Origin of the sequence: Paenibacillus sp. FSL R7-0273 (assembly GCF_000758625.1) — a bacterium.
GTDB lineage: Bacteria > Bacillota > Bacilli > Paenibacillales > Paenibacillaceae > Paenibacillus_AQ.
This window is the reverse complement of record NZ_CP009283.1, coordinates 1,601,386-1,626,516: the sequence shown is the minus strand read 5'-3', so window position 1 is coordinate 1,626,516 and position 25,131 is coordinate 1,601,386. Positions and strand designations below refer to the sequence as shown.

16 protein-coding genes and 2 pseudogenes are annotated in these 25,131 nt (G+C 37.5%); all 18 read right to left on the bottom strand.

What is annotated here, in order from left to right:
• Nucleotides 1–319 precede the first annotated feature (319 nt).
• The 18 genes and pseudogenes from R70723_RS07125 to R70723_RS07040 all read right to left on the bottom strand — a co-directional run bounded on the left by R70723_RS07125 (nucleotide 320) and on the right by R70723_RS07040 (nucleotide 25,097).
• Complete coding sequence (locus R70723_RS07125) at nucleotides 320–1,243, bottom strand: hypothetical protein (protein ID WP_039870918.1); 924 nt, start codon at nucleotides 1,241–1,243, stop codon at nucleotides 320–322.
• 226 nt (nucleotides 1,244–1,469) lie between these two features.
• On the bottom strand, nucleotides 1,470–1,784 hold the full coding sequence (locus R70723_RS31430; protein ID WP_047171052.1) for a hypothetical protein: 315 nt from the start codon (nucleotides 1,782–1,784) through the stop codon (nucleotides 1,470–1,472).
• 850 nt (nucleotides 1,785–2,634) lie between these two features.
• Nucleotides 2,635–3,099, bottom strand: a complete 465-nt coding sequence (locus R70723_RS07110) for a hypothetical protein (protein ID WP_039870913.1) — start codon at nucleotides 3,097–3,099, stop codon at nucleotides 2,635–2,637.
• A gap of 230 nt (nucleotides 3,100–3,329) precedes the next feature.
• A complete protein-coding gene (locus tag R70723_RS33935) occupies nucleotides 3,330–3,536 on the bottom strand; it encodes a hypothetical protein (protein WP_231574837.1) in 207 nt (68 codons plus the stop codon).
• A 159-nt stretch (nucleotides 3,537–3,695) separates the two neighbouring features.
• On the bottom strand, nucleotides 3,696–4,148 hold the full coding sequence (locus tag R70723_RS07100) for a hypothetical protein (protein ID WP_039870910.1): 453 nt from the start codon (nucleotides 4,146–4,148) through the stop codon (nucleotides 3,696–3,698).
• Nucleotides 4,149–4,323: 175 nt separating this feature from the next.
• Entirely contained in the window at nucleotides 4,324–5,457 is a 1,134-nt protein-coding gene (locus R70723_RS07095) for a hypothetical protein (RefSeq protein ID WP_039870908.1), read from the bottom strand.
• A gap of 184 nt (nucleotides 5,458–5,641) precedes the next feature.
• Nucleotides 5,642–6,742 (bottom strand): hypothetical protein, encoded by a 1,101-nt coding sequence (locus R70723_RS07090; RefSeq protein WP_039870907.1) that lies wholly within the window; start codon nucleotides 6,740–6,742, stop codon nucleotides 5,642–5,644.
• Nucleotides 6,743–7,089: 347 nt separating this feature from the next.
• Nucleotides 7,090–7,251 (bottom strand): annotated as a pseudogene (locus tag R70723_RS34355) (hypothetical protein); the annotation flags it as partial.
• Nucleotides 7,252–7,548: 297 nt separating this feature from the next.
• Nucleotides 7,549–8,059, bottom strand: a pseudogene (sigK, locus tag R70723_RS31425) (RNA polymerase sporulation sigma factor SigK); the annotation flags it as partial.
• A gap of 747 nt (nucleotides 8,060–8,806) precedes the next feature.
• Entirely contained in the window at nucleotides 8,807–12,424 is a 3,618-nt protein-coding gene (locus R70723_RS07080; protein WP_039870905.1) for a pentapeptide repeat-containing protein, read from the bottom strand.
• 9 nt (nucleotides 12,425–12,433) lie between these two features.
• Nucleotides 12,434–13,627 (bottom strand): AVAST type 1 anti-phage system MBL fold metallo-hydrolase Avs1a, encoded by a 1,194-nt coding sequence (gene avs1a / locus R70723_RS07075; protein WP_052421209.1) that lies wholly within the window; start codon nucleotides 13,625–13,627, stop codon nucleotides 12,434–12,436.
• A 293-nt stretch (nucleotides 13,628–13,920) separates the two neighbouring features.
• Nucleotides 13,921–15,102: a hypothetical protein gene (locus tag R70723_RS07070; protein ID WP_039870904.1), complete on the bottom strand. Its 1,182-nt coding sequence runs from the start codon at nucleotides 15,100–15,102 to the stop codon at nucleotides 13,921–13,923.
• A gap of 382 nt (nucleotides 15,103–15,484) precedes the next feature.
• Entirely contained in the window at nucleotides 15,485–16,033 is a 549-nt protein-coding gene (sigK, locus tag R70723_RS07065; RefSeq protein ID WP_144027023.1) for an RNA polymerase sporulation sigma factor SigK, read from the bottom strand.
• A gap of 51 nt (nucleotides 16,034–16,084) precedes the next feature.
• Nucleotides 16,085–16,834 (bottom strand): HNH endonuclease family protein, encoded by a 750-nt coding sequence (locus R70723_RS07060; protein ID WP_039870902.1) that lies wholly within the window; start codon nucleotides 16,832–16,834, stop codon nucleotides 16,085–16,087.
• On the bottom strand, nucleotides 16,834–18,000 hold the full coding sequence (locus tag R70723_RS31930; protein ID WP_179088010.1) for an AAA family ATPase: 1,167 nt from the start codon (nucleotides 17,998–18,000) through the stop codon (nucleotides 16,834–16,836). The genes R70723_RS07060 and R70723_RS31930 overlap by 1 nt, the downstream gene beginning before the upstream one ends.
• A gap of 435 nt (nucleotides 18,001–18,435) precedes the next feature.
• Entirely contained in the window at nucleotides 18,436–21,975 is a 3,540-nt protein-coding gene (locus R70723_RS07050; protein ID WP_039878363.1) for a hypothetical protein, read from the bottom strand.
• A 99-nt stretch (nucleotides 21,976–22,074) separates the two neighbouring features.
• Nucleotides 22,075–23,430 carry a restriction endonuclease gene (locus R70723_RS31420; protein ID WP_052421207.1) on the bottom strand — a complete coding sequence of 452 codons (1,356 nt, stop codon included), beginning with the start codon at nucleotides 23,428–23,430 and terminating at the stop codon, nucleotides 22,075–22,077.
• A 488-nt stretch (nucleotides 23,431–23,918) separates the two neighbouring features.
• A complete protein-coding gene (locus R70723_RS07040) occupies nucleotides 23,919–25,097 on the bottom strand; it encodes a PQQ-binding-like beta-propeller repeat protein (RefSeq protein ID WP_039870899.1) in 1,179 nt (392 codons plus the stop codon).
• Nucleotides 25,098–25,131: the final 34 nt, after the last annotated feature.

Below are 25,131 nucleotides of genomic sequence, written 5' to 3'. Positions count from 1 at the left end.
TCCCCAGGTAAGAGCGCTATCTTCCTCTCCATCTATCTGCTCCATTTACTCTCGTACGCCTTCGGCAGTATGGACTTTGGCTTGTTTGGCAGCCTCATCCAACTTACGCTAGCCTTGTATGAAGTTCGTGTTCCTCAGACCGGAGATTTGCCGCCGGCTTCCTTCAGATTCCACCTCACGGTGGACACCCTTGCCTTAAGCTATGGCTACTACTGCCTTCACCATTCGGGACTTCAACCCTACAGATAGCGCCCATGCTGGGCGCACCAATAACAAAGAGATGATGCCCAATGGACATCATCTCTTTGTTGACCAAAATCTATCGCTCATTCCAGACTATGAAGAAATACTGGTGAATAGAATAGGTTTCTCTTAAAAATCGACCCCATTCCGACCAAGCCGCCATACCATCTTCTATTTCAAATAACCCCTCTGGATAGGGGATTACATCTTCCTCATACCCGTCACCAGCAATTAATTGCTTCAATCTATCTTTAGCATTTTCGACTCTAACCAAGAAATCACCTGAAGCAATGTCCCCTGACAATGAATCAAACCAAGATCCGAACTGAGTTATCCCATCTGGTAAAGAAGTTGGAGAATGAAAGCATAAATCAGTCCCATTTTCAGTAAAGCTATATCTGTGTTTGGCGTTTGTTACTAAAGTATGGGGTGGAATACAAACGTGTTCTGCTAAGAAGGGAACATCTGCGAACCGAAGTTGTTTCCCATAATCTTCAATGGTTACTCCACGAATGCCCCACCATCCTATAAGTGCCGATTGGTGAAGATGGAATCGATATGCCGAACGATCTAAAAATATTGGACAGACATAGACCGCATCACTATTGGCGTACTTCTTTAACCGGTTACGCCACCTGTAGAGTACATTATGCTGAAAGTCTGCATGATCCTTATCTTTTTCACGCAACTTAAAGAACAACGAGTAGGGACTTATATCAAGTGATAAAGATTTACGATGCTTTACAATACTCGAAGTACTAAAATCAGGATATGCCGATGGCTTCTTAAATTGCATATAAAACGGTTTGAATCCACTAATTTCATTGACAATTCTTGCATCCGCTCCAAGCCAGCGCTCCTCACCTTTTGAAAACGGCTCGATAGTCACATTTAATCTCGGAAAGTTTGCAATAGAAAGAAATGAATCGAGTGCAAAACCTACAACATCTTCAGTATAATTTGTTTCAAGACGATTTCCCTGTTTCTTGCTTGGAGCCAATAGTCGTCACCCCTCGACATTTTTGTATACATCTTCCATCTTACTTGGTCTCTGTTGATCGGACAAGTGGGATGAGTGGGTAGAACAAGGCAGGTCGGGTATTCAAAGCCGGGATGACCCTTACAGATCACACCTCGTGTCCTGCCTTGGACAACAAAAGCACCAAAATCCCAATTCATAGGAGCTTGGTGCTTAATGGATGGACTTGATGAACCAGCGACTATGGTTACGATTGTCGCGGCGGAATTTCAGCACCTCCCATAATATCGAGAAGATGCTTATACAGGCGAACCCCATCTTTGACCCCTGCTAGATACAGCCATTCTCTTTCAACGGTGTTCCGGTAATTAACTATATCTTCCCATTCTAAGATACTGCGAAAGGCTTCGGGACTAAGATCGCGCTTCAAACCCGCTTCGATTTCTGCCTGCTTCTCCCGTAAGGAACTTACCTCATCTACCAATGAAGCAGCTCTCGCAAGTTCATTAAAGCGCTGATCGATTAGTTTCTTGAACGACTCTGACCAGTAGTCTTGCGACATTCTACCTTCATCTCGCTTAATAGTTTGTACGATGTTACCGTACTTTAGCGAGGTTCACAAGTCGAGTCGACGGTCTCAACAACCCCATAATGAAGAAAAAATGCTGGGGGTATCAGCAGTTGATCGATTACTCTTATGAGTTGTTAACGATGACCTGCGATGAAGAACAAGAGGGATTGATAGTCTTGTCGAGTGAGTTAATCATCAAACCTGCGAGGAACTGCATTACGACAGGACGATAAGCGCCGCGAAACTTCCTTGGATAGTTATGAAAATAGTCACTCGACATCTCACTCTGATCAATACATTCCTTTGCCTTAATGAACAGAGTATCACTCCTGCTCACTTTTTTCTCTAAATAGGAGAGTATCTGATTTTTCTCATCATCCGTGAGAGATGTTTCTTCTTCAAATCCTTTTCTGAATACAAACGTGTCAAACCCCTCGCCTCTAAATACAACAGATGATGCAGATTAAAAAGAGTCATCGAGTTGCCCATTTGTGAACATGGATAATCATCTCCTTCGGTCAATTAGGAACTGCAATAGAGTCTGGCTCGTTCAAGATACGATTCAGCGTTGCAAGCTGCCGCTCCGAGAGATCAGCGATCTGCTTACCCTCAATAGTTATAGACCACCATAGGGTTCCGGTAACCCCACAGCTTCCGCAAGTGCGCGGAGATACGGTCTGGAACTTTCCCATTCTCGGAGGGTAGTCCCATCCTTGGTCGAAAGCTTGGTTGGGAGTTAATATTTCTTCCTTGCCGCAAACCTCAAAAATATGACTCAAGAGCATATCTTATACCCCTCTCTAGGAGGAAAAGTGCTACAGCTACAGCGAGTTTAGCCTTGTTACTGGCTCTTTACTACTGCTTTTACCGATTCCAATAAATCGCGATCCTCTTTTGACTTTTTCAGCACACAACGAATCAACATGTTCAATAAGGCTTCATCGGAAATTTCCTCTTCATGACTATTTATTTCAACCTCTTCTGCACTCCCTCGAAAGAGGGAGTTATACCGCACTAAGTCCGACAAAGCCCCGTTCGCCAAGTAACTGCTGAAAACCTTTAAGGCTCGGTTGGGAGTGTTGAGGACTGCCTCACTCTCCAAGGTGATTCTTATCTCGCTTGCACCGGAGTTATTGACGACTTTACACTCCGTTATAGCCTTTGGATTCTTGCTGCGCCTTGAGATCGCATTGTAATGTTCCTTGGCATCAATCTCGATAGCATCGCGATACTCTTTGTCGGTTAGTTTGATTTCCTTACGCAAGGATTCGTCAGAAAGCCAGAGGGTTAGATTGTATCTGTACATTGGTAGTCCCCCTTCTACAATTATGTCGGTTAGTCCGACAAAGGTTATTATACTAGAAAAGCAAAGAGAGGTCAACCAAATATCACTTATTTCCGACTACGTTACAACAAAGTTGAGAGGGGTTGCATTAGGTGGACAGAGTGGGGCATTAAAAGTCGGGATACCCCTTTATAAGACAAATACAAAATCACACCTCGGAGAAGTGTGATTCACTGTCAGCTTTATACGCATTATTTGTTAGTAAACCCTTTACCGATAACCGTTGACTCGTCCAAGGCAATGTAAACTATGAGATTTCCGGAATTGTCGGTTACGGTATTGTTGAAAGTGACTGCGCAGACTTGATCGTTGGCATACGGCTTGTTGAAAAGCGAGCTATCTATATCACTGACCGAGGTCAGTTCTACGGTTGAATCCTTCGGACTCGTTGGAATCAAGTCTTGCTCCTCGTCCGTTAGGCTGCTGAAGGCTATCATCTCAATCGGTGGCGTGTAAGCCTTCCTGGAGTCGAGAATGGTGAAGGTGAAGATGCCAGCCGATATTAGGAGCAGGGATGCAAGTACAAGTAGCTTGTGCAAAGGAGTCACCTCTGTAAATCAGAACTTGGCTTCGGATTTTCTTGGAGTTATCGTAAAGATGTCCTTATGTGATTGGTAGAAGCTATACTCATACATTGAATTTTTACGAATGGCTTCGATCATCTTCAAATCGCCAGAATCCCTGTCAACATCACCGTAGAAGTGATATCTTGTATTGTCGAGTAAACCGTTCTCTCTTAAAGGTAAAGTGATGACTTTATTGGTGGGCTTCCCTTTGAGCGTATCGCCGTCAATAATCGTTAAAGTTGCAACTTCTTCATCATTCTCAATCTCTTGTGCAAGGAACCATCGAACTCCCCTACCATAGGGTATTGCCAATAGCCGAATTTTTGAACCAATAATCTTAATGTCCGGTGCAAAAAAGCAAGCGTATTTCTCCTTTTGGAGCGCATCATCAAACTCAATTTCAATGGGCTGTAATGAACTGATATAGATTAAGCTGCCACTCATTAGCAGGTCACTCCTTTAGCGGGTGGGGTCTATACGCTTAATATTACCACATCTACTAAGGAAGGAGTGGGATGAGTGGGTAGGGTGACATTAAAAGACGGGTTACCCCTTCGGATATCACTCCTTGAATACACGTTACCGACACTCGTTGTCTCGTCCAAGCTCCAACAAATACTCAATACTCTTCTCCCGTAACAGCAAGCTTCGATAGAAGCAACAGTTGCAGATCGCATTTGTCTGTTTCCCGGCTGACAAACTCAGGCAATACCCCTGCACTGATCAAACGACTCAAATGGTTATCCACCAAAGACGGGATGTAGTGAGGGTTATTTATATACTCGAACACTTTGGAAAGATCGTAGAATATGTTTTCATATCTGTGGGAACCCGAATTTAGAAGGTAGCCGTGAGCTAAGTCTTCATACTGCATTGTTTGCAACGCTTGGTATATTTCTTCGACCAGCGTCTTCAATAATCGCAGATACGGTGCCACAACTTCCTGCTCCTGATCAGTGAACTCTTGTGGTGCAGTAAAAAGATCAATCACCGTTTTGATCTGATAATGATACCCGTCACCCTCACGAATTCGAACACCGTTTTCTTGCAAGAGGATTTGAAGTTGCTCAACAACATTAGCATTGCGTCTGATTGGTCGCTGAGACTGTTCTTGAGAAAACATCTCTTTCTTCTCTTCGATAGCTCTTACAATATCAGCTAAAAGTGAGTATCGCTTGACTGTATAAGCGTGGATCTGAGCAAAGTTCATCAGGAAGGGGATAGGATCTGACCCTGGCTTATTGCTGTAAAGATAAACCGAATAATCGGCATCCCCCCCAACATCGCTAGACCAAGAAGCGAAATACCTTTCTGGCTTTTGGTTGCTGCCCTTTACCTTGACTTTCACCCCATCAGTGCTATCAAGATCAACTGGATGTGCTGCGAAACAGGCTCGTATCTGCTTGAAATACCTATCATCTGGCACAGGTTTGTTAAAGGTGGAACTTTCATCTTTTAACGGATGATCAAGACCGAATACCTGAAGCAGCTTCTTTACTGATTCGACAACTATGTCGTAAGTCATTATTAATTGTGCGACATTTAGTGAACGAACGTCATCAATTTCATGGTTCAAGTTGATGTACGGTAAACCATTAACGCTGACGCTAAGCCAATCTTTCGCAGAACAGATCAGGTTCCAGCGATTTTCTCCGTTGAAGTCACAGTAGGTGTTAATCAAAAAATCATCGTGGTCGAAGACAGCTTGTTTGAATTGCTGTAGTAATGAATCATCTAATGTGTACGGGTTCATAGTTCACCTCACTTCGAGTTGATAGCTTTCCATCAATTTACCTGAAATAACCATGCGAAACTACAATGACTTCAGCAGAAAACTAACAGCGGCAACCTAGATTTTTCAGGTTGCCGCTGTTTTTACTACCATACAACATTAAGCTCAATGAGTTCGTCTAATCGCCCACTTCTCCCTAAGGTCACTAAGCTTGGTTTGATGTCCTATCCTCGGCAGATGACGCCAGAGACAGTAACATTAAGTGAGCGAAACTCTTAAAGAAAAACGTATTAAAAATATCATAATCACTTTGACTGACATTCGTCTCAGCGGTGCTATCTTGGATCTTGTGGATCACTAAGTTCCTGACATTTTTACATCTCTCAATAATGTTATCTCTTTGACTGTATTCAAACCGAGTGGCTCTTGTTGGTGCTCTAAATAAATCTTTAAGTATTCTGCCAGCAACTTTTGGTTTTTGGTCTATTCCAATCGCTAATTCAGGGCGTACAACCTTTATCATTCCAACTAAAAAATCCACTCGATCTGAAATGATATAATTCTTAGCCGTATGTTCATATGGTCGCATTACTTTTCCCGCACTTTCAAGAAAAGCATGTTGTGGATTCTTTAGAAAGAAACTCGTCCAGACCCCTAAAGCAGTAAGGAGCTTCAACTTGTCCTCATCCTCTATTTGAAGATCAGGAGCCAGTAAACGAAAAATTTCTGTCCGACTAGGTACACTTAATTCCTTAAAAATTGGTTTAGGGTAGATATGCAAAACGTTTTGTGAACCCTCCGTTTGAAAGATCACCGAGTCTACATCAATAATTGTAGCGTGTATAAACTCAAGAAAACGCCGTATTATGTTCACGAACCTGTCAGCCTCTGGGTAACTTTTAGACTCCCCAAATTCAATCAGCCAGTCCTTGCTGATCTTAGTTCCATCCTCCAAGACCAAAGAACTCTTAAGCAGATCTTTTACGGACTCAACATTCAGCTTAACCTTCGTAATTTTATGACTCATAAATATTGCTTTGAACTCGTCCACTGTATTAACTGGTTCGCAGACAATCAAGCCTCGTGCCTTATATTCGCCTTCTTTGTCATTTTCAATGTCATATGCTACGGAGTATCGAGTTTGATCATGATACTCTATCACTTTACTGTGGCTACTTCCTGAAATACTATCATGGAATTCCAGATTCGATGGCGAAATATTTGTCTCTATTCTCACATATTCCTTCTTACGCTTAAACTCAAAATACTCGCGTTTCCTATGCTCGCTTCTAATATAAATCGTCATCCGACACCGCCTATCTCACATGGTATCTTCTATTATAGCAGAATCAAACAACATAGTCAGATGGAGGGATAGGAGCTACTCAAGCAGTCGAGTTGACCTTCACTATCCGTTGGCTGATAATAATCCAGATGGTTAGCCTCTTTACAATCTTGTAGATGCTATGGTAAACGAGACATCTCTTAAAGTATACCTACAAAGTAAGGGTCTGGAGTTTAAAGAGGAACACTGAAATTTGCAGACATACTATGACGGGTTGCTGATATATCTTGGCTGAGAAAATCAAAACTACCGCTTATAATGATGTAACACGAAAGGGCCACCCTCATCAATGTTTTGAAGGTGGCCTTTCATGCGGATTTATTGCTGTTTCCCATGTTTTTATGTTTACTTAGTAAAAAAAACAACACCGGATTATTTTTTACGTAAATATATGGATTCTGGCTATCCGGATGATTCAGTCTGCCTTCCCAGGTATCTTCTGTGATGAATCTTCCGACACTCGGGTCGTACCAGCGTCCTCCACTGGTTCTTCATGCTGATTAACTGCAGTCCAGTTGCCTTTTACATCCTATCCATATTCTTCATTACCCTCTTGATCGGAAATGATAATCTACCATAATGAAGATATGCTCGTCTCTATCTATTGCTTGCCCATTGCACCTTGCCCTCGATTTATAATAGGTGCCTATAGGCCTATACTTTCTAGCCTAATAAACGTTATGCGTATAAAATAAAAAGGCGACTCATCCGTAGACAAGTCGCTCCATACACTTATTTTACTCGGTACTATTTTATAGATTACCTATTCACCGCTTCGCCTTATAAAACTCATGATAAAGCTTCATCAGCGCCCTTTTCTCTATCCTTGAAACATAACTCCGCGAGATCCCCAGATCCTTTGCAATCTCCCGTTGCGTCCGCTCCTCCCCGCCGGTGTCCAGGCCGAAGCGGCCGACGACGACCTCTTTCTCCCTCTCGTCCAAGATGTCGAGGTTGCGGTAAATCTTGCTCTTCTCAATCTTCAGGTCCACTTCCTTAATCACATCATCCGTCTCCGAGCCGAGGATATCAATCAGAGTAATTTCATTACCTTCCTTGTCTGTCCCAATCGGATCATGAGGAGACACGTCTTTCCGTGTTTTTTTCAGTGAGCGGAGATGCATCAATATCTCATTCTCGATACATCGGGCCGCGAACGTAGCGAGCTTCGTACCCTTATTCGGACGAGCTCTCAATGGCCTTAATCAACCCGATCGTGCCAATGGAGATCAGATCCTCCATGTCTTCGCCGGTGTTGTCGAATTTTTTGAGGTTATGGACACGATACGATGTCAAAAAAATAAACCTGTTGAGATTGATTTCGATTTAAGTTGATTCTTTTGTGTTGCATTTAAACTGCGACTATTCAAGTAGTATATTTTATAGCCTCTTTTCTAGCAGATAGTTTACTCTTTTAAGGATGTTGAGTATTAATTTGTCGGTAACTGTCTAATTCATGAGTAAAAAATCCTGTTTATTCATTTCCTCAATCTTACCCAGTGCTATATTCTTTAACGATATGTCCCTCAACTGTCTATATAATATATATGTTCCATTGGCTTAGCTTCTAATTTTTGCTCAATCACTCGTTTATCTCATCAATTTGGCAAGGTTCTGCTTAAGATTGATCATCATTCGACCAACACATTATTCACCACTTATAGTTCGAGTATACCAAAGTATATTGCACTTTATATCTGCATAGAGTCTTTTGAAGAACAGAGCGATTAGCATGAAAATGAACCATTAATGTAAAAGGAATGTTCCAACAATGATTTTTTGAGTTCTTATAATAAAAACACTAATATCCTGTAGGATCGAGACAATTACAGTCCCATTCCTACAGGCATATTTCCTAACACACCGCCTAGCCTTATATAACTCATAATACAGCTTAATAAATGTATTTTTTTCCTTTGATGAGAATGACTTCGCTTTTCCCAATCTCCTTTGCAGTCTCTCACTGCATCCGCTTCTAAAAAATGTAAAACTCTAACCTTTTACAGGGGATTAAAACATTTTGTATCAATATAATATTCGTTTTGAGATTGATGGCAATATCACATTAACAAAATCATCATCTTTAGTTCGATTGTAGATATTGGAAAACAATAGATTTGACCCCTTGAATTTAGCATTTCGCATTGTACTTTTGTTAAAATCTGTTTCAAATAAGTCACAAGTTCTAAACTTCGAATTAATTATTTTTGAATTTTCAAAAGTTGATAGTGCCATTTTACAATTCTCAAAAGAGGAATTTATGAACTCTGAATCATAAAAATCAACATTTTCAAATAAACAAGAAACAACTGTAACATTATTTAATTTAGAGCCATTAAAATCAGAACCACTAAAATTGGAATTAGAAATTTTACCAAATGAAAAATCTATTCCTTGTAGAAATGGTGCTAATGAAAAATCTTGCCCATCAAGGATCACGTATCTCATACTTGTATTATGGATCTGATAATCTATAAATTCTGAAGTAGTTAAGTCTGTATAATCCATTATGGAATAGGATAAATCCGTCTCTTGAATAACTGTATTACTAAATATGCATTCGCTTAAATTACTATTTTTAAAATTAACACCAATAATTTTAGCATGTGAAAGATTTGCGCCATGGAGGTTTGCATTTTCTAGTAAAGCTCCTGTCAAATCAGCATATGAAAGATCCGCATTTGACAAATCCGAATTACTTAAATCAGCTCCTCTCAAATCAGCATAGCTTAAATCACAAAAACTCAACTTAGCTGTTTGAAGATTGGAATTGGTTAAGGATGTGTAATTTAATTTAGAATTCGAAAGATTAGACCCAACTAATTGACATTCTTGTAAGAATGCTTCTGTTAAATCCACGTAGCTGAACAGTGAATTTCTAATACTAGATTCGTTAAAAACTGTCCCGCTAAAGTCACACTGTATTATCTCTGAATTATCTAGTAAAGATCGATCAAGCGCTACATTTGTGAAATTACACTTATTAATTTTAATTTCTGATAAGTCTGCTTCTATAATACTTGTATCAGCCAAATTACTTTCATAAATCCTAGTTGCTTTAAGATTCGAGTTGTCAAAATCAGTTCCTTCAAGATCACTATAATATATTTGCATATTCACTAAATCAGATCTATTAAATGATGCAAATGACAAATCTGTAAACTTAATTCGGCTATTTTTCAAAGTAGATTGTGATAAATCAATTTCTGAAAGATTCACATTAACAATAACAGAATCACTTAGGTCAACGAAATTCAAATGAAGTTCACTAGCATTGAAAATATCACTTGAAAATTGTATGATTTTTCTGAATTGATTCGCAAAATCAATTGGATTAATTTTAAACTTTTTTCCAGATAATTCAGCTAAGAGTGGCATTAGTTTAAGAAGAGAAAATAAAACATTGGTCTCCAACAATATTTTGTTACTTGTATTTTCTGGATAATGCTTGTAGTAATTCTCTAAAAAGTTGATGTTATTATCATTTAAGAATTTGTGATTGAGAACATAATTCTCATATAATACTTCCAATTTTTCGAATATTGTAACAAGCAGTTCATAATTTTGCGCTTCTAACATAGGTACTAAATAAGAGAATAAAATCTCATCGGACAATCTAAACCCAGAGAATGCCTTATAAATATATTCGGCGAGCCTTTCTAAGTTAGTTTCATTTATTGTGATCAAAATCAAGGAATCCATAAGAGCTTCTGCAACTAAATATTCATAAAAACTTTTATGAACAAATTCAAAAGCTTGCTCAGTTTCAGTATTATTTTCATAGCTTTCTTTCATATAATTTAAAACGATGAAGGAATTAACTAATTTTCTTACTTCTGAACCATCAGTATCCAGATCTTCAGGCAATAAATCTCTTTTCATAATATCCTTATAAGTTATGTAAAATTTATTTGCATGATACATAGATAAAGAGATATTTTTATTAAATGTTCTTTTATAAATTGAAAGATCCTTTAAACTCATTCGGCTATGAAATGGATTAAAGTCGTCATCAAATTTTGTTGTGGCGCAGGTCCAATCCATCAATCTTTGATAAAACTGCCATTTTTTTAATCGAATCAGGTCTTCAACGTCAGCTTTATCGTCTTCATATAACATTGTGCATATGAGATATAAAAATAAGGGGAGACTGACAAGTTGTTCTTCATCATCATAATTATTTAATGAATTATCTTCTTCATCTTCATATTCATCTTCATCTGTGTCCACATCATGGTGAGACAAATTATTAGTATTTAATTTGATAATTTCTTGAGATAGTGGCTTTTGATACCCCTTTAACTTGACCCATTTTTCGACCCAATCTACTATCATTGGTTCTGTAAAATGCTGAATCTCTACAATTACTGAGCCAATCGGTATATAGTTTAAATAATGTTTGAAGGCAATTGTTCGCCCAGTTAATGTGATGTTAACTTCCGGATAATCTTTATGAAATTCATTTAATGACATTAAAAAGTCATCCATTCGGCCATCACTAATCAAATGCAATTCATCAAATCCATCTAATATGATTTGAAACTTAGCTACTTTTAAATGGATAAGTTTAAAAGAGGGCATTATTTCTTCTAGTTCTTCTTTTATTGCTAATTTAAAGTCTGAATGAAACTTAAATCTTTTCAAATCAACATGTATAGTAAGAACGTCGGGAACTGTTTGAAACAGTAAATAAAGATATTTCGAAAATGTGCTTTTCCCTACACCAGGATTACCATGTAGAAAAATAAGGTTTTTTTTATCATCTTTCACTGCATTATTTATGAATATGTCACTTATGCTTTCATTTAAATATGGCTTTTTTGATTTGACAGTCAACCCTCTGTCGGCGGGATCACTGAATTCACCTTTAAAATCATATGCCTTATGTTTCGGTAATATAAAAAGTTCGAATACATCAAATTTTTCGTTAAAGATTGGGCTTTTGAATTCTGTTATTTTCATCTCTTGGTAATCTAATATTTCTTGAGATAGTTTCCCTATTCCATACTTGTCAGGCTGTGGTCGATTTAACTTAGGAAAGATCTGATTAGACTGGAGAAACGTCAAACATGCTGAGAAAGATAATGCGCCTAACATGTTTCCTGTATCCCGTACAATTATTATGCCGTAGATCCCGCTACCGTTCTGCAGAGCCAAAGGTGCACCTGATGCTCCTCTATAATCCATTTCATTTTGTCCATTGCAAGTAAGCTCAATATTATTCTGTGTATAAACCAAGAAAATGTCATGAATTCGCCCCTCTATTAACCCTCCATAAGGTCTATCATTAGGGAATCCGTGACTTCTATATTCATCTTCATAATTTGGATCAACGGCAATTAAATTTGGAAATTTTACCCAATTCGGTAGCTCTGATTTGAATTTTAATATGGCTATATCTTCATTCTCCGCTGAAGAACAAATTACGTTCTCTATAGCAATTTCATGGTTACCTGGAAAGTGAGGGAAGATCATTTTGATCTCTAGTTCTCCCTCGCCCCATTCTTTTACTACATGGCGTGCAGTAATTGCCGTCCAAAAGTCAATTAGTACAACCGACCCTGTTCGCACAAGCTTTTTTTTAACATTATCATAGACCTGAATTTTAGCAGTTGCAACTTTAATACTATTAATAGTCACCATAATCCCCTTTTAAATTTCTATATAATTCTTTATCATAGTTTTAAAACCTAACTCCGATTGTTTTTCCTTTTGTTTACTCATATAAACCTCGGAGGGGGTTGAATAATTAAATACAAGCTCTCTAGATGCTGACTTTCGTTCTACAATTCTAATTAAAGTGTTTAAATCTGGGTGTTCATTCTTACCATTTGTGGAAATCAAGTAAATCGGTGATTCCATTCGCTCAATTAAACTGGAGGTCGTATTTCCAGCACTTCCATGATGTGCGATTTTAATCGCATCAAAATAGTAAGGTTGAGTCTCATGATCTTTATATAGTTTATCTAGATTTTCAACAATAACCGATGGATGAGCATCTCCCAGGTAAAGAATACGTTTTTCTTTAAAAGTCAAAACAAACGCAATTGAGCTTCCATTTGCAGCTGATTTGTCCTCATATATTTTTTCTTGTAAGTAATCTTCCCATTCTTCAATTCTACATAAAATAGCTGTCTTTCGTCTTTTCTTTTTATCCTTCTCTCGTAAAAGCATCATTTCATAAGCATCATTAAAAAGAGTACCACTTCCCGGCTTACCCATATAGTTCTGATTTTCCAGATGTTTCAACCATTCTTCTGCCAGTTCTTCTAGTTTTCTATTAGTTGGGGAGATCAAATCAATCTTCACTTCATCGGATAAACAGAAAGACTCTAAATTTTCTCTGCTGATAGCACGTCCATGTGATGCCACATTCCATTGATATCCGCCCTCATATAACAAGGCTCCTAATGTTGATCCTTGACGATAACTTATCTCATGTCGGGCTTGATCTCTTTCTCCATCCCCACGTGCCACTATTTCTTCTACTATTTGAATTTGATGTTCAGTCAATTCCTCAGATCTATCAAATTGCAATTGCAAATAAGCATTATGCCAAATTTGGGAAATTGATATTACCACTGGCATAGAAGATGATTCATTTTTCTCGAGCAGACGAATAATTCCTTGAATATGATCCTGATCAATATGAGTCACAATAAGTAAATCAATCTTTTCTCCCTTTTTATGCATGTTACTTAGAATAGGAAATAGCTGCTCTGTATATGTGTTACTACGTCCGCCATCAATTAGTATATTTACCTTCTCTTCTCCTGCCCCGCAACTGATTAGAAAACAATCACCCTCTTCAGCTGGAAGCATGTTAATGCGAATTTTATTAGACATATTAACCTCCAATTTCTCTCGATACTTTTTCTAGCAAAATTTATAAAATAGGAAAACTCCTCAAGATTAAATTCTACATAACAGGCGACACGATACCTTTGTATTCTAAACCCTACTCATCTCTATGATCATAACACTCTTTTTTTATTGTAGTTCTTAATTTACAGTGTTTAAAAGTTGATAATCTAATGAAAAAGTACTAATCTCACTTGTAATACTTAGTGTAATAGCGTGATAAATCGCTTCAATTTCCTTATCAATCTTATTAAATTCTTCGGCATTTCACCTTCAAGCTATTTTCTCTTCGTTGACCCATTACCAAATACATTTATTCTTTTTAAGCGAGTCGACTGCTTTGGCTTTCCTTGTTCACTCGCAGGCTCTCCCCCAGTTCTATTACGTGCTCTTGTTTCATTCCACACTAAATCATGGGTATCCGCCCAACGATGCCTTATTTCTTCAAATACCTGAGCCTGTTTCCCGGCACTTTCAGATAATTTCTCGAACCATTCCCTTATTACATCCGGTGAGATACTAATTACATAAGCCCCACCCTTTTGCAATACCTTAGTGCCGATATATGTTATGACAAAAGACAGTATTATATTTACCAGATTTATAGAATCGATTATTTCCAACCCTGTGCTCATTAGATTAGCTTTATAAATTCCGGTTAAGTACATGATCGAGCTAAAAACAAATAAAATGGGTATAAAAGCCAGCAGCACTTTTCTATTTTGAGCAAGATTACTTATAATAGTCTTCCGCTCTCCCCAATCTCTAATCGCTTCTTTTAGTTGTGCTAGTAACTGATTAAGGGTAGGTCCCTCCCCTACTGTATTGCTCTTGTTTGAATTTTGTCGTCTTCGTTTAGTTAGCTTCTCTAAAAAATTTACTTCAATTAATTTTTCTTTCAAAAATCCATAAATAATAGAAAAATATAAGGTATTTATAATTATCAGTTTCCACCACATTTTTAAGACTGTAAATGTACTAATTATTAAGGAAGAGAACCTAAAACCCCCTCCATTCCCTGTGTTCAGATCAAAAATAACTTTTATGAAGGTAACTTTTACTTTTATGTATTCAAAAACGTTACCATAGCCACCAACTAGAGTATCAATATCCTCTGAGTGTGAATTAGTCACGAATGTTGTACATATTTTCTCGTATCCTAAAGTTAATAGGTAAATCATTCCAATATATGTTAACAAATTGATCAATAAAGCAAGTGTTGAATGTCTCTTATTTGAATTTGGATTCCATCTTTCAAATATAACCCTACTAAAAAATTTAGATATATTCTCACAAAGAATGTATAACCAGTGCCCTATTGTCGAAATAACTATGTAGTATAACTTCCATAATCCATTAGTTGAAGTTTTATACATTCCCTTTCCACACCAATAAGGTGCATTAAAATAAAACAAACTAAATAGCAATCCTATTGCAAAAAAACTAGTGATGTAGCCCAATGTTATTTCCCCTTCTTTGAAGAACTCTTATTCTACTGAGCATTGTCCAACTGCCCAACAAGCTAAATGCCACCTTCATTCTCACATTCACATTATCGATGCGCCATAGTCGCCTTCCTCTTTCACGAATATCGGCATTCCTTGTTCTTTCTGCTGTACGCTACGCTATTGCACCTTCTTTTATCATTTTATTAACTGCACTTCCAAAACTACAAGCCATCTTTCCACACCAGATTACGTAATCTCAGAATTATATATATCCAGATTATAACATCAGATTTCAAATGTTTTACATAAAAACCCTACTTTCTACATAATTCTTTTGAACTATGCGTCTTAATTTCGACAAAAAAGAGTCTGTCAAAAGACAGACCCGATCCTCTCACCGCTTCGCCTTATAAAACTCATGATAAAGCTTCATGAGCGCCCTTTTCTCTATCCTTGAAACATAACTCCGAGAGATCCCCAAGTCCTTCGCAATCTCCCGCTGCGTCCGCTCCTCTCCGCCTGTATCAAGCCCAAACCGCCCGACCACGACTTCCTTCTCCCGTTCATCGAGAATATCGAGATTGCGGTAGATTTTGCTTTTTTCGATTTTAAGGTCAACTTCCTTAATCACATCATCCGTCTCCGACCCGAGGATATCTATCAACGTGATCTCGTTCCCCTCTTTGTCCGTCCCAATCGGATCATGAAGTGATACGTCTTTCCGTGTTTTTTTCAGCGAGCGGAGGTGCATTAATATCTCATTCTCGATACATCGCGCCGCGAACGTGGCAAGCTTTGTGCCCTTATTTGGCCGATAGCTTTCGATCGCTTTGATCAAGCCAATGGTGCCGATGGAGATGAGATCCTCCATATCTTCGCCGGTGTTGTCGAATTTTTTGAGGTTGTGGACACGATACGATGTAAAAATAGAAATGGAACACAATCATTACCAAATAGCACTTTTTTCAAAATGCAATAAATTATATTACCTTTTTTATTTTTCCTTTAAAGTAAGAGCAATACTTATAACCGAATCCTCAATTCCTTGCATTTCAAGTGTCCATAAATTTTTTCTAATCATTTCTGATTTTATTTGTATGTAATCAGGTGCTGTTAGTAGCAACGTAGCTACTGTTGCACTGTAAATATTTACTGAAGTTCCTTTTTTTAATATCCCTTTAACTTTACGAATTACTTTTGCTTCTTTTATAGCATCTTTATTATTTTCGTCATAATTTATAACTGCTTCAAGCACATCTTCTAGTTTTTCAAGTAATGCATTACCTACTTGAAACCTTGGCGTTGCTATCTCAGTAGTGTTATTCAAATCAAAAACTTCTACTGTAAGGTTTCCAATGTCATCTTTTCCAAGTATTCTATATTTATAAAATTCAAGATGATTTTTTGGGTCGATTCGAGTAGGGTCTATTATAGGATAAAGATATGTATCATGGTCTAACTTATGTGAATTACAGCGAAGACAAATTGGTAGGAGATTATTCCAATCTACAACTTCATCTTCATATAATTTTTTATGATGAAAATGTTCTACCTGCATATATTTTCCTTCCTCACCTAGTTTACACTCACAAAACACACATTTATCATTGGACATTTTTAATAACGGGGCTGTAATAAACCGCTTTTTCCAAACCGGTTTTTTTGTATCTTTAAATTCCTGAGTAAGTTCATCCTTTCGTCTAACTAATTCTTCTGGACTAACTGGGCGAGTTATTTTTATCATTATTCTTCATCTTCCTCTAAGTATTCAGATGCTTGAATTTTAATCAAAGCTAAAAGTGGATTTCTGTTATGCAACATCGCATTAAGAGCATTATAGGCTTCAATTACTTTGTCCTTATTTTCTTCTGATAGACCTATTTCGAATTTTTCTAACTTTTCACGAAACACTTTTGACATTGGATCTTCTAACCCCATTACGTGAACAAGAATCTCCTCGACGTTCCAACCTTGATAACCATACATATAACTTTTCGGTAAATTTCTTACATATATATTATTAGTTTCGTCTATTCCTAATGGTATTATTTCTCCCGCATTAGCTGATTGAATTACATGAGGACTATGCGTTGTTACAATTATCTGTGCTTTTGGTACGAGCCATTTAATTATAGAAGTAATTCTTGTCTGCCATTCAGGATGCAAATGCAGGTCAATCTCATCTATTAGAACAATTCCTTGGTACTCCTCTACTGCTTCGTTCATTGTTAATTCTAATTGTCTAATAAGATCAATTAAAATAGTAAAACAAGCTTTGTAACCTGATGAAAGGTAATTTATATCCATAGTTCCATGTGGAGTTTTTATTAGGAACTCTACTGTCCTGTACGTGTGTATTGTCTTCTTTGGTCCCATTTCACGATTCCTATATGACAGTAATAAATCTTCAAAATACACATTATTATCAATTTTATTGATACATTCTCTGACCAACTCAAAATTGCTTTGTTTTATCGAACTTATTTCATTAGACTCAATGTAATTTCTATATAGCCATCTTTTCACAGCATCTAAAGGAGACATAGGTGGTCTATCAACATCATAGTCTCTAGAAACGTGTCTGGAGCTACTTCTATGTGAGGTATTGTAAAATATTAATTCAGTAGAGAGTGCTTCTTTTTCAAGAATAATTTGCTCAGCATCGATACTCACTTTCTCTTCAAAGTAGTCTTCATCTTGCTTTACTATAATTCCAATTTTCCCATTGCTACAAGTCACAGATGTCCTCACATTCATCTTACCTCTAATTACCCCTGCAATGCATTCTAATATAGTTGTTTTTCCAACCCCATTTGTGCCACACAATATATTTAATCCATCAGAAAATTTCAAACTTAAATTAGATATTGAATTGATGTTTTGAATCTCTAGCGCTTTAATTCTAAGCATATACATCCACCCTACTTCCATGAATATTATAAAACAATCTATTTCTTCATTCTAAACTGTGCTCTCCTCATCTATATTCATGAGCATATCTGTAGTTCTTGATTTTCAGCTGCATGTTATGCTCCTACTAAAATAATAAGTATTCTATATCCCCAATCCACATTAAAGCGGGCCATATTTATCCCTATAACATCACGAATCTAATTTTATCCATTTAAATATCACTCTTTTCAACTTTTGTAACTATCTTTTATATCCCCAAAAAGATAATATTAACTACTAAACGCCCTAATGTTTTACCTTATGAAATTCATGATTTAGTCGCTTAATTTTCTCGTTCTAAATTATTTGTGAAGGAATATATCCTTACGAGTATTTCGCTGAATGAAAGTTCAATTCTTATTACGACACAGCATTTATGTTATTATCATAAATTTATTCATAATGACGTTCCCCATGTCTTTGAATAATACGTCGCGCCTCACCTTCATATGTTACTGACAAATGCCTAAGTGTTACTGCAAACCGTTGATAACCGGAATTCTCAACTTCTTCTGCTTTTTGTCTGTACTGCATGGCGAGATCTAATTCAGGCTTTGCCGTAGGGTCAACCCAATGTGCTCCTCGTGAATTAAACATTCCCGAACTGTATCCACTTCTCATGTCTTGTACTTCCCTATGATTTAATTCTTTTGCTACAAAATGATTAATCCATAAACCATCAGGATCAGCAGGAGCATAAATTAAAACTTCCCCTACTTTAATAAGTGCAACTTCTAAATGACCTGACTCTTTGCAAATTTCTTTAACTTTTTGGAGCCAGTTAGAGAATAATTCACCATTGAAGCTTCCATCCTTTTGTGTACCTGGAATCACGCTCCAATTTTTAAACAGGTACCATGCATTATCAGCAATTGCTTTTTGTTGCTCACTTAATTCAGGTATCACATCACTATTATTGGAACGATAAATTAGACGAATAATTTCACAAAAGAATACAGGGTCACTAGCAAGTGAAAATTCGATCGTTTTAGGCTTTCCTTTGTTATAGCGATCTAAAAGTTTTAAATATGCCCATTCCACATTAAATAGATCATTATCTGAAATTTCAGATGAATCCTGAAGGATTTTAACTATTTCTACGATATTATGAGTTTTCATCATGTAAGACGGTTCAGATGAAGAAAGAGCTAACATTAGCGCTCTAACACATTGCTGGAGATCTAGCGATTTCTTCATATACAGCATTGTATGCATACAGTTAATAGCAGCATGTGGCCTTCCATACTCTAGTAACTTATCAATAGCCCACCCTAAATCTTCTCTAGCAATACGAGGGTTAAAATCAATATTTGTCCAGTACTCTCCTTCTGAGTTTTCTAACCATTGTGAAGCACGAACCCATGTTTCATTAGTAAAAGGTAAATAAATTAGAAATTGTGCAATTTGCTTAGTAGTCCAATCATTTTTATCAATTTCATCAGTCCAAGCCCACCCTTTATTTAATTGGCGGCGCCATACATATCCTCTGATAAAGTTATTATAATTTTCATTATCAAAATCTAAATATTGAGGTAACATTACTATTTCGAGTTCTTCATTACCTAAGTCTCCTAAAGATTGGCCTACTTTTATAGGTGATTGGACTTCCTTTACAAATTGAATTACAGCATCTAATCCATATAAATCCAGAATCTCCTTAACTACTTCCTTCCGTCTTTCCTCTAGCCTTTCACTTTGTTCCTCCCAATCGTCTATATCTTCAAAAAGATCAAAATCATTCTCAATAAACAAATGGCGATAAAGTTTAATAGGGTTAGTTGGAGCAAGCTTTGAAGCTACACCTTCAATTAAGGAAAGCAAATCATCTTTTAATGCCCAATCTGCATCAACATAGCAACGATGTTTATTAATAAAAAAGAAAAGCTTATCCCAGAGAGGAAACTTCTCGTCTTCGGAAAGCTCTAATATTGCCTCAGAAGAAAGTACATTAAGCAACTGATCAAAAGTAGTTCTTGGAAGTTTGTTTAGAAGATCAATAATCACGCTTAATTTTGTTATGTCTACTCCAGCTAATGAAACAAGCATTTCAGCATAAAACGAAACTTGCTCCCAGTAATCAAATTGAGTTACTTCATTTTCCCAATCTTCTGGAATTATATTTCTCCACTTGGGCTTATAGCTCCCTACTGATGTCCGCTGTTGATCGGGAAGTAATTCAATAAAGAGTCGCCAAGCAACGTCAGGACATTCATTAGATAATATTCTTGCAACTGCTTTCCGCTTCTCAATTGACGCTATTGTTTGTGGAAACCATGGTAACAGAGTCGTTGATAGTGATTTATCAGGTCGGTTTCCAGAGTTGCCACCAGGATCGTAACTAGCTAGTTCGCCAAGAATAGCGCATACTCTGATAAAATATTTCCCATCCCAAGCTAAGGCTTCTAACGCCCATAACAAGCCAGTCAGGTAATTGCTTCCGAACATTCCTTTACTTTCTTGCAAAAAGAGCTCGCCTAGGGGGCAAGGATTAGCAAGCAACGCATTCTCCACTGAGTCCAAGAACTCTTCAGGTACAGCTTCGGCCAAAATGGGTAGTAAACTATGTAAACTGCCCCAAAGTTCCCATTTTAATTTGTCTTGGAATATTCCACGAGTAGATAAAATTGCCGTTACATTAGTCTTATCATACGAGCAATTAATTAATGCATCTGCTTTAATCCCCAAGAGAGCCAAGCTTTCCGCTAGACTATTTCTTAAAACTGAAGAATAAACGAAAACCTTACCATATATCTCTGCTGCAAATCTATTTTCCGGATGTAGATCGAAAGCGGGGTTTGTCTCCGATAATACTGTCACAATTACTCCAGTAAAAGTATCAAGATCACCATCAAAAATTTGCGAGCCAAGTATATCCCAATATGAAACTCTTTCAGTAACTTTCCAGATACCATTTTGCAGTGAAAGCGGACTTCCGTTTAGTTGAAGCAGTTCTCTGGCTTGTGTGATAAAATCAGTTTTGTTTTTATCAAAAAATAAAGTTATAACTTCCATATCTGCTTCATTGTTTTCATCCCAAGCTCCAATTAAGTTCATTAATGCAATAGTGCGCGCGTAAGAATGCTTACTCCAGTCAATATTTAAGTCATCTGGTAATAGCATTAATTCTGCAGGCATATAGGTAAGACTTGGTTCTTTAAAAGTATCTTTTAGATCCTCGGGTACTTTTGCAAGTGTGATGGTTCCTGCATTTTGGTTCCACGTTTGAACATAATCAACTATACGGGCCCATACAAATTGCGGATTTGTTCTGTGATACTGGGAAATGTGCGAATGGAGCAAAGATAATACAACACCTTCTTCATTTCCAAGATCGTAACCCAATAAATAAAAATGGTTTAAAAATGCATACAACTCAATCTCCGGTACTTCCTTTTCATTATTCGCCAACTTTAGATGATGCTTGAATACTTTTAGTTTCTCTTCACTTTTTGATGGGCTTAAATTAGCTTTTGTTACCTGCCTCTCAAATTCGTCAACATTTTTGGTGTGTTTAGCTTGATTTAACAGCCAATGCACACTATAAAAATCTGTTGCATTAAGTGGTCCGCAAATTAAAGCAATAGAATCTTTTCCTTTTGTGAAAATCCTAGGATTATTAAAATCACTCCATGCTGCCCTAATCACTTCTGAGAAGACTTCATTTTCTCTAGTTATGTTTATTCTATGTTTGATCTGCCCGAGTAACTTTCGCCTCTCTCCGTGGACTGGATTTTCTACAAAAACAATTAAATCATCCGTATTAAACCCATCGATTCTACCCTGCAGTTTTATTTCTGTTATAGGCCAATGAGGCAAGCAAGGTGCGATACCTCCTGTTAGCATCAAAGCGACAAAAGAAGCTTGAACATGGGCTTCAAAATGTCCTCCTCCATTACCAGTAGAAAAAGGATTACTGAGTTGCTTATCCGTCATTTTAATCCGTCCTTTATAAACATCTAGGGAACTGTATAGATATTTGACCTCTCTCATTAAGCAGTCCATCGGAGTAGTGCTATTGATGAGATGCAACGTTCACAACTGAATCTTCGCATAAATTCCCTGCTCCTCTAACATATGCAACAGTACCCGGCCATCAATTAACTCAATAGGCTTGTCCTTGGCAAAGCTTCTGGCGTCGGGTCCATACGTTGATGTGGTAACCAAAATCCCTTTCGAGGCATTCTCGTTCATCATGGTACCGTATAGGTCGCGGACTGCAGCTACCTCTACAGTATTCTTATATCTTTTTGCCTGAATCACATATTTCCCACCGAAAACAGGACGCGGGTCAAAAGCAATGACATCGACTCCACCGTCTCGGCTAGAACGTGTCAGTTTAGATTCAAGACCTATTTTCGAAAACAAATTACATACCAGGTGTTCAAAATCAAAAGGGTCCATCTCCAAAAGGTTGGTTCGAGTATCAAGAGTGGATATCATATCTCTTTCATTTACAAATCGTTCATCGTACATGACAAGATCGACAATAGGTTTGACAGGGGTAAGTTCAGTTACAGAAGGGGAAAGCTGGGCTTTAAGACCTTTTACACAAGCAAGAATGTCCACTCTAGCGAAATCGAACTTCATGAATTCTTCTTTCCGGGTCTGAATAGTTACTATGCACGGCCGGATGTCGAGCCCTGTACTTAAGTCCACTGTGGATACCACTCCATTAAACACGATAGAATCCAAATGTCCCCCTTGGTCAGCTTCAAACAGCTCATGAAGCCTACGGAGGGCTATTGAAGCTACAAGTATAGAGTAAATCTCATTCAGCTCTTTGGGTTTAAAAGGAACTCCTTTGATCTCATCACGGCTCTGTGTATACTTATATTCTTTATTCTGTGGTACAGCCGTCACATCCGGTAATTCATACTCTACTAATAATTCCTTGCTCTCTTCCAAATAGATTAAATCAAAGGTTTGCGGGAAAATGTCACTGTAATTGGAACGTTCCAGAACCATTGTGTTGTAAGCTTCTATTCCCTCTTTGTCTATATTGAAATAGCTACTCTTAAAATCATTAATTGAGCTATTATGAGAAGCTATTTCCTCGAGATATAAGCGCTTTGCTTCGTCATATTCTGCTCTTGCAGAGCTGAGGAATATTTCATTCTCCTTAATCAGTTCGTTTCTCTTAGTTTCAGCAGACTCATAATTTTGAAGAGCATAATTAAATGAGTCCTCCGCTGCTTCAATAGATCTTAGCCGTGCCTTTTTACCGAGGCCACTGATTTTCTCTATAAAAGAGGGTTCCATAGCAACTCTTGCAAAATAGCTCTCTTTCACCGGTACTGAATTAGCTTGAACTGGCTTAACATAGGGTTCTACGTAAGCAGGATACTCATCCTTCTTGTATAGTGATTCAAAAGAAATCGTATCATCCACCTTGAGCGTTTCACTTACAATGGATTTAAATTCATTCAGCCGGTAAACAACTTCTTCATTATAATCGTTCGTTTCCTCTTTACGTCCTTCTATGTATAGTGCCTTTTGTTCTTTTTCATATGCCTTTTGCTCACGTATAGTTTGTTTAATCGCACGCTCATTCTCACGTTCATATTGCCGCTGCAGTCTTAATGTCTTTCCTGCTGCCGAATAGAAGCATTTCTGGATCTTTCAGCCGCTCGCTGCGCCTTTGCAGTTTCTTTAATCATTTTATTCACTGTACTTCCAAAACTACGAGCCACCTTTACCCCTCCAAATTATGTAATAAAAGCATTATAGTTATCCAAATTATAACATAAAATTTCAAATGTTTTACACAAAAGCACTACTTTTTACATAACCCTTTCGAACTATTCGTCTAAATTTCGACAAAAAAAAGAGCCTGTCAAAAGACAAATCCACGGCTCTTCTATCAAACAGCAAGTACATTAATTCAGTACATGCTTTGAGATTTTATTCTCACGCCAAGCGTATACTAATATACTATTTTTCCGGTAATCTAAAACTGTACCATTTATCTGACTAAATTCGTGCACAGTGTACAGCGTTTTTGCGTCAAAAATATACTGTTTGCTAAGCAAATCTACCAGTAGTTTTCCTTCTACAGTTTTCTTTGCCGTAGGCAGACCGTCTCCCTCAGGCAAAATTAAATTCGATAATATCCTTTCCTTTACTAAACCTTTCTGGCTAAACAAACTAATTTTTTTTGTATGAGGATTAAATACCAAATAATCAGCCCCAGCTTGAAAAGCAAATCCAAATTGATCGATCGTTCTTCCCCAGATAGCCGAACCATTAGGCGATAATGCTATGAGTTTATGCATTTTTGTTTGGTTAACAGAAAAAATAAAAGTACCATCATCGAGTGCAAAAGCAGTGTAAAAGTTCACATATGCTCCCTTGGGAAAAGTGTATTGAAATGAACGCTGTAGAGAAGAATTATACACCTCAACTTTTTGAGCATCGCCTTTTTTCGTTATCACTTCTATGGCGATCTGATTTTTCGACACAGTATTTAATTTTCCGTATATAGTCTTACTCCCTATCTGTTTACCATTTTTATTGAAAGATATCATTTGTACCGTTTCTGCACCGATCTTCGTAGATTTTTGCCCAGCTACAATTAAGGTACCATCTCCCATAAGAAACAACTTGCTATCAGAGAGCGATAGATCTTGCCCTACACGTTTACTCCAGTTTTCTTTCCCTGCGGGACTTACAGAATATAGAAGTCCTTCAGATGAAAAATAGGCGTATACCGTACCATCTTGTGCATAAGAAAATGGATCTTCTGTACTTGGCCATCCATATCCTGCTTTTGCAAAGGAAAATACCCACTGAACTTTTCCCGTTTTGGGATCTACTGCCCGAAGTGTATCAGGTGACCAAACCTTAGTCTCCGAGGCTCGTTCTTCCCCAACATGTAAGTACAGTATTTCTTTACCTGGCACATAATAACTCTCGGCTTGAATCGGTATGTAATCTTCATTGGGCGTTTGAGACCAAACCGCTTGTGGTAAGAATTCGTAGTTTTTCGCAGCAACCACCCCTACAACATTTGTAAAGACGAGGGCAGCAGTCATAAAACTGATTAACTTCTTTTTCACATGAAAACCTCAACTTTCCTTTTTAAATTTATGA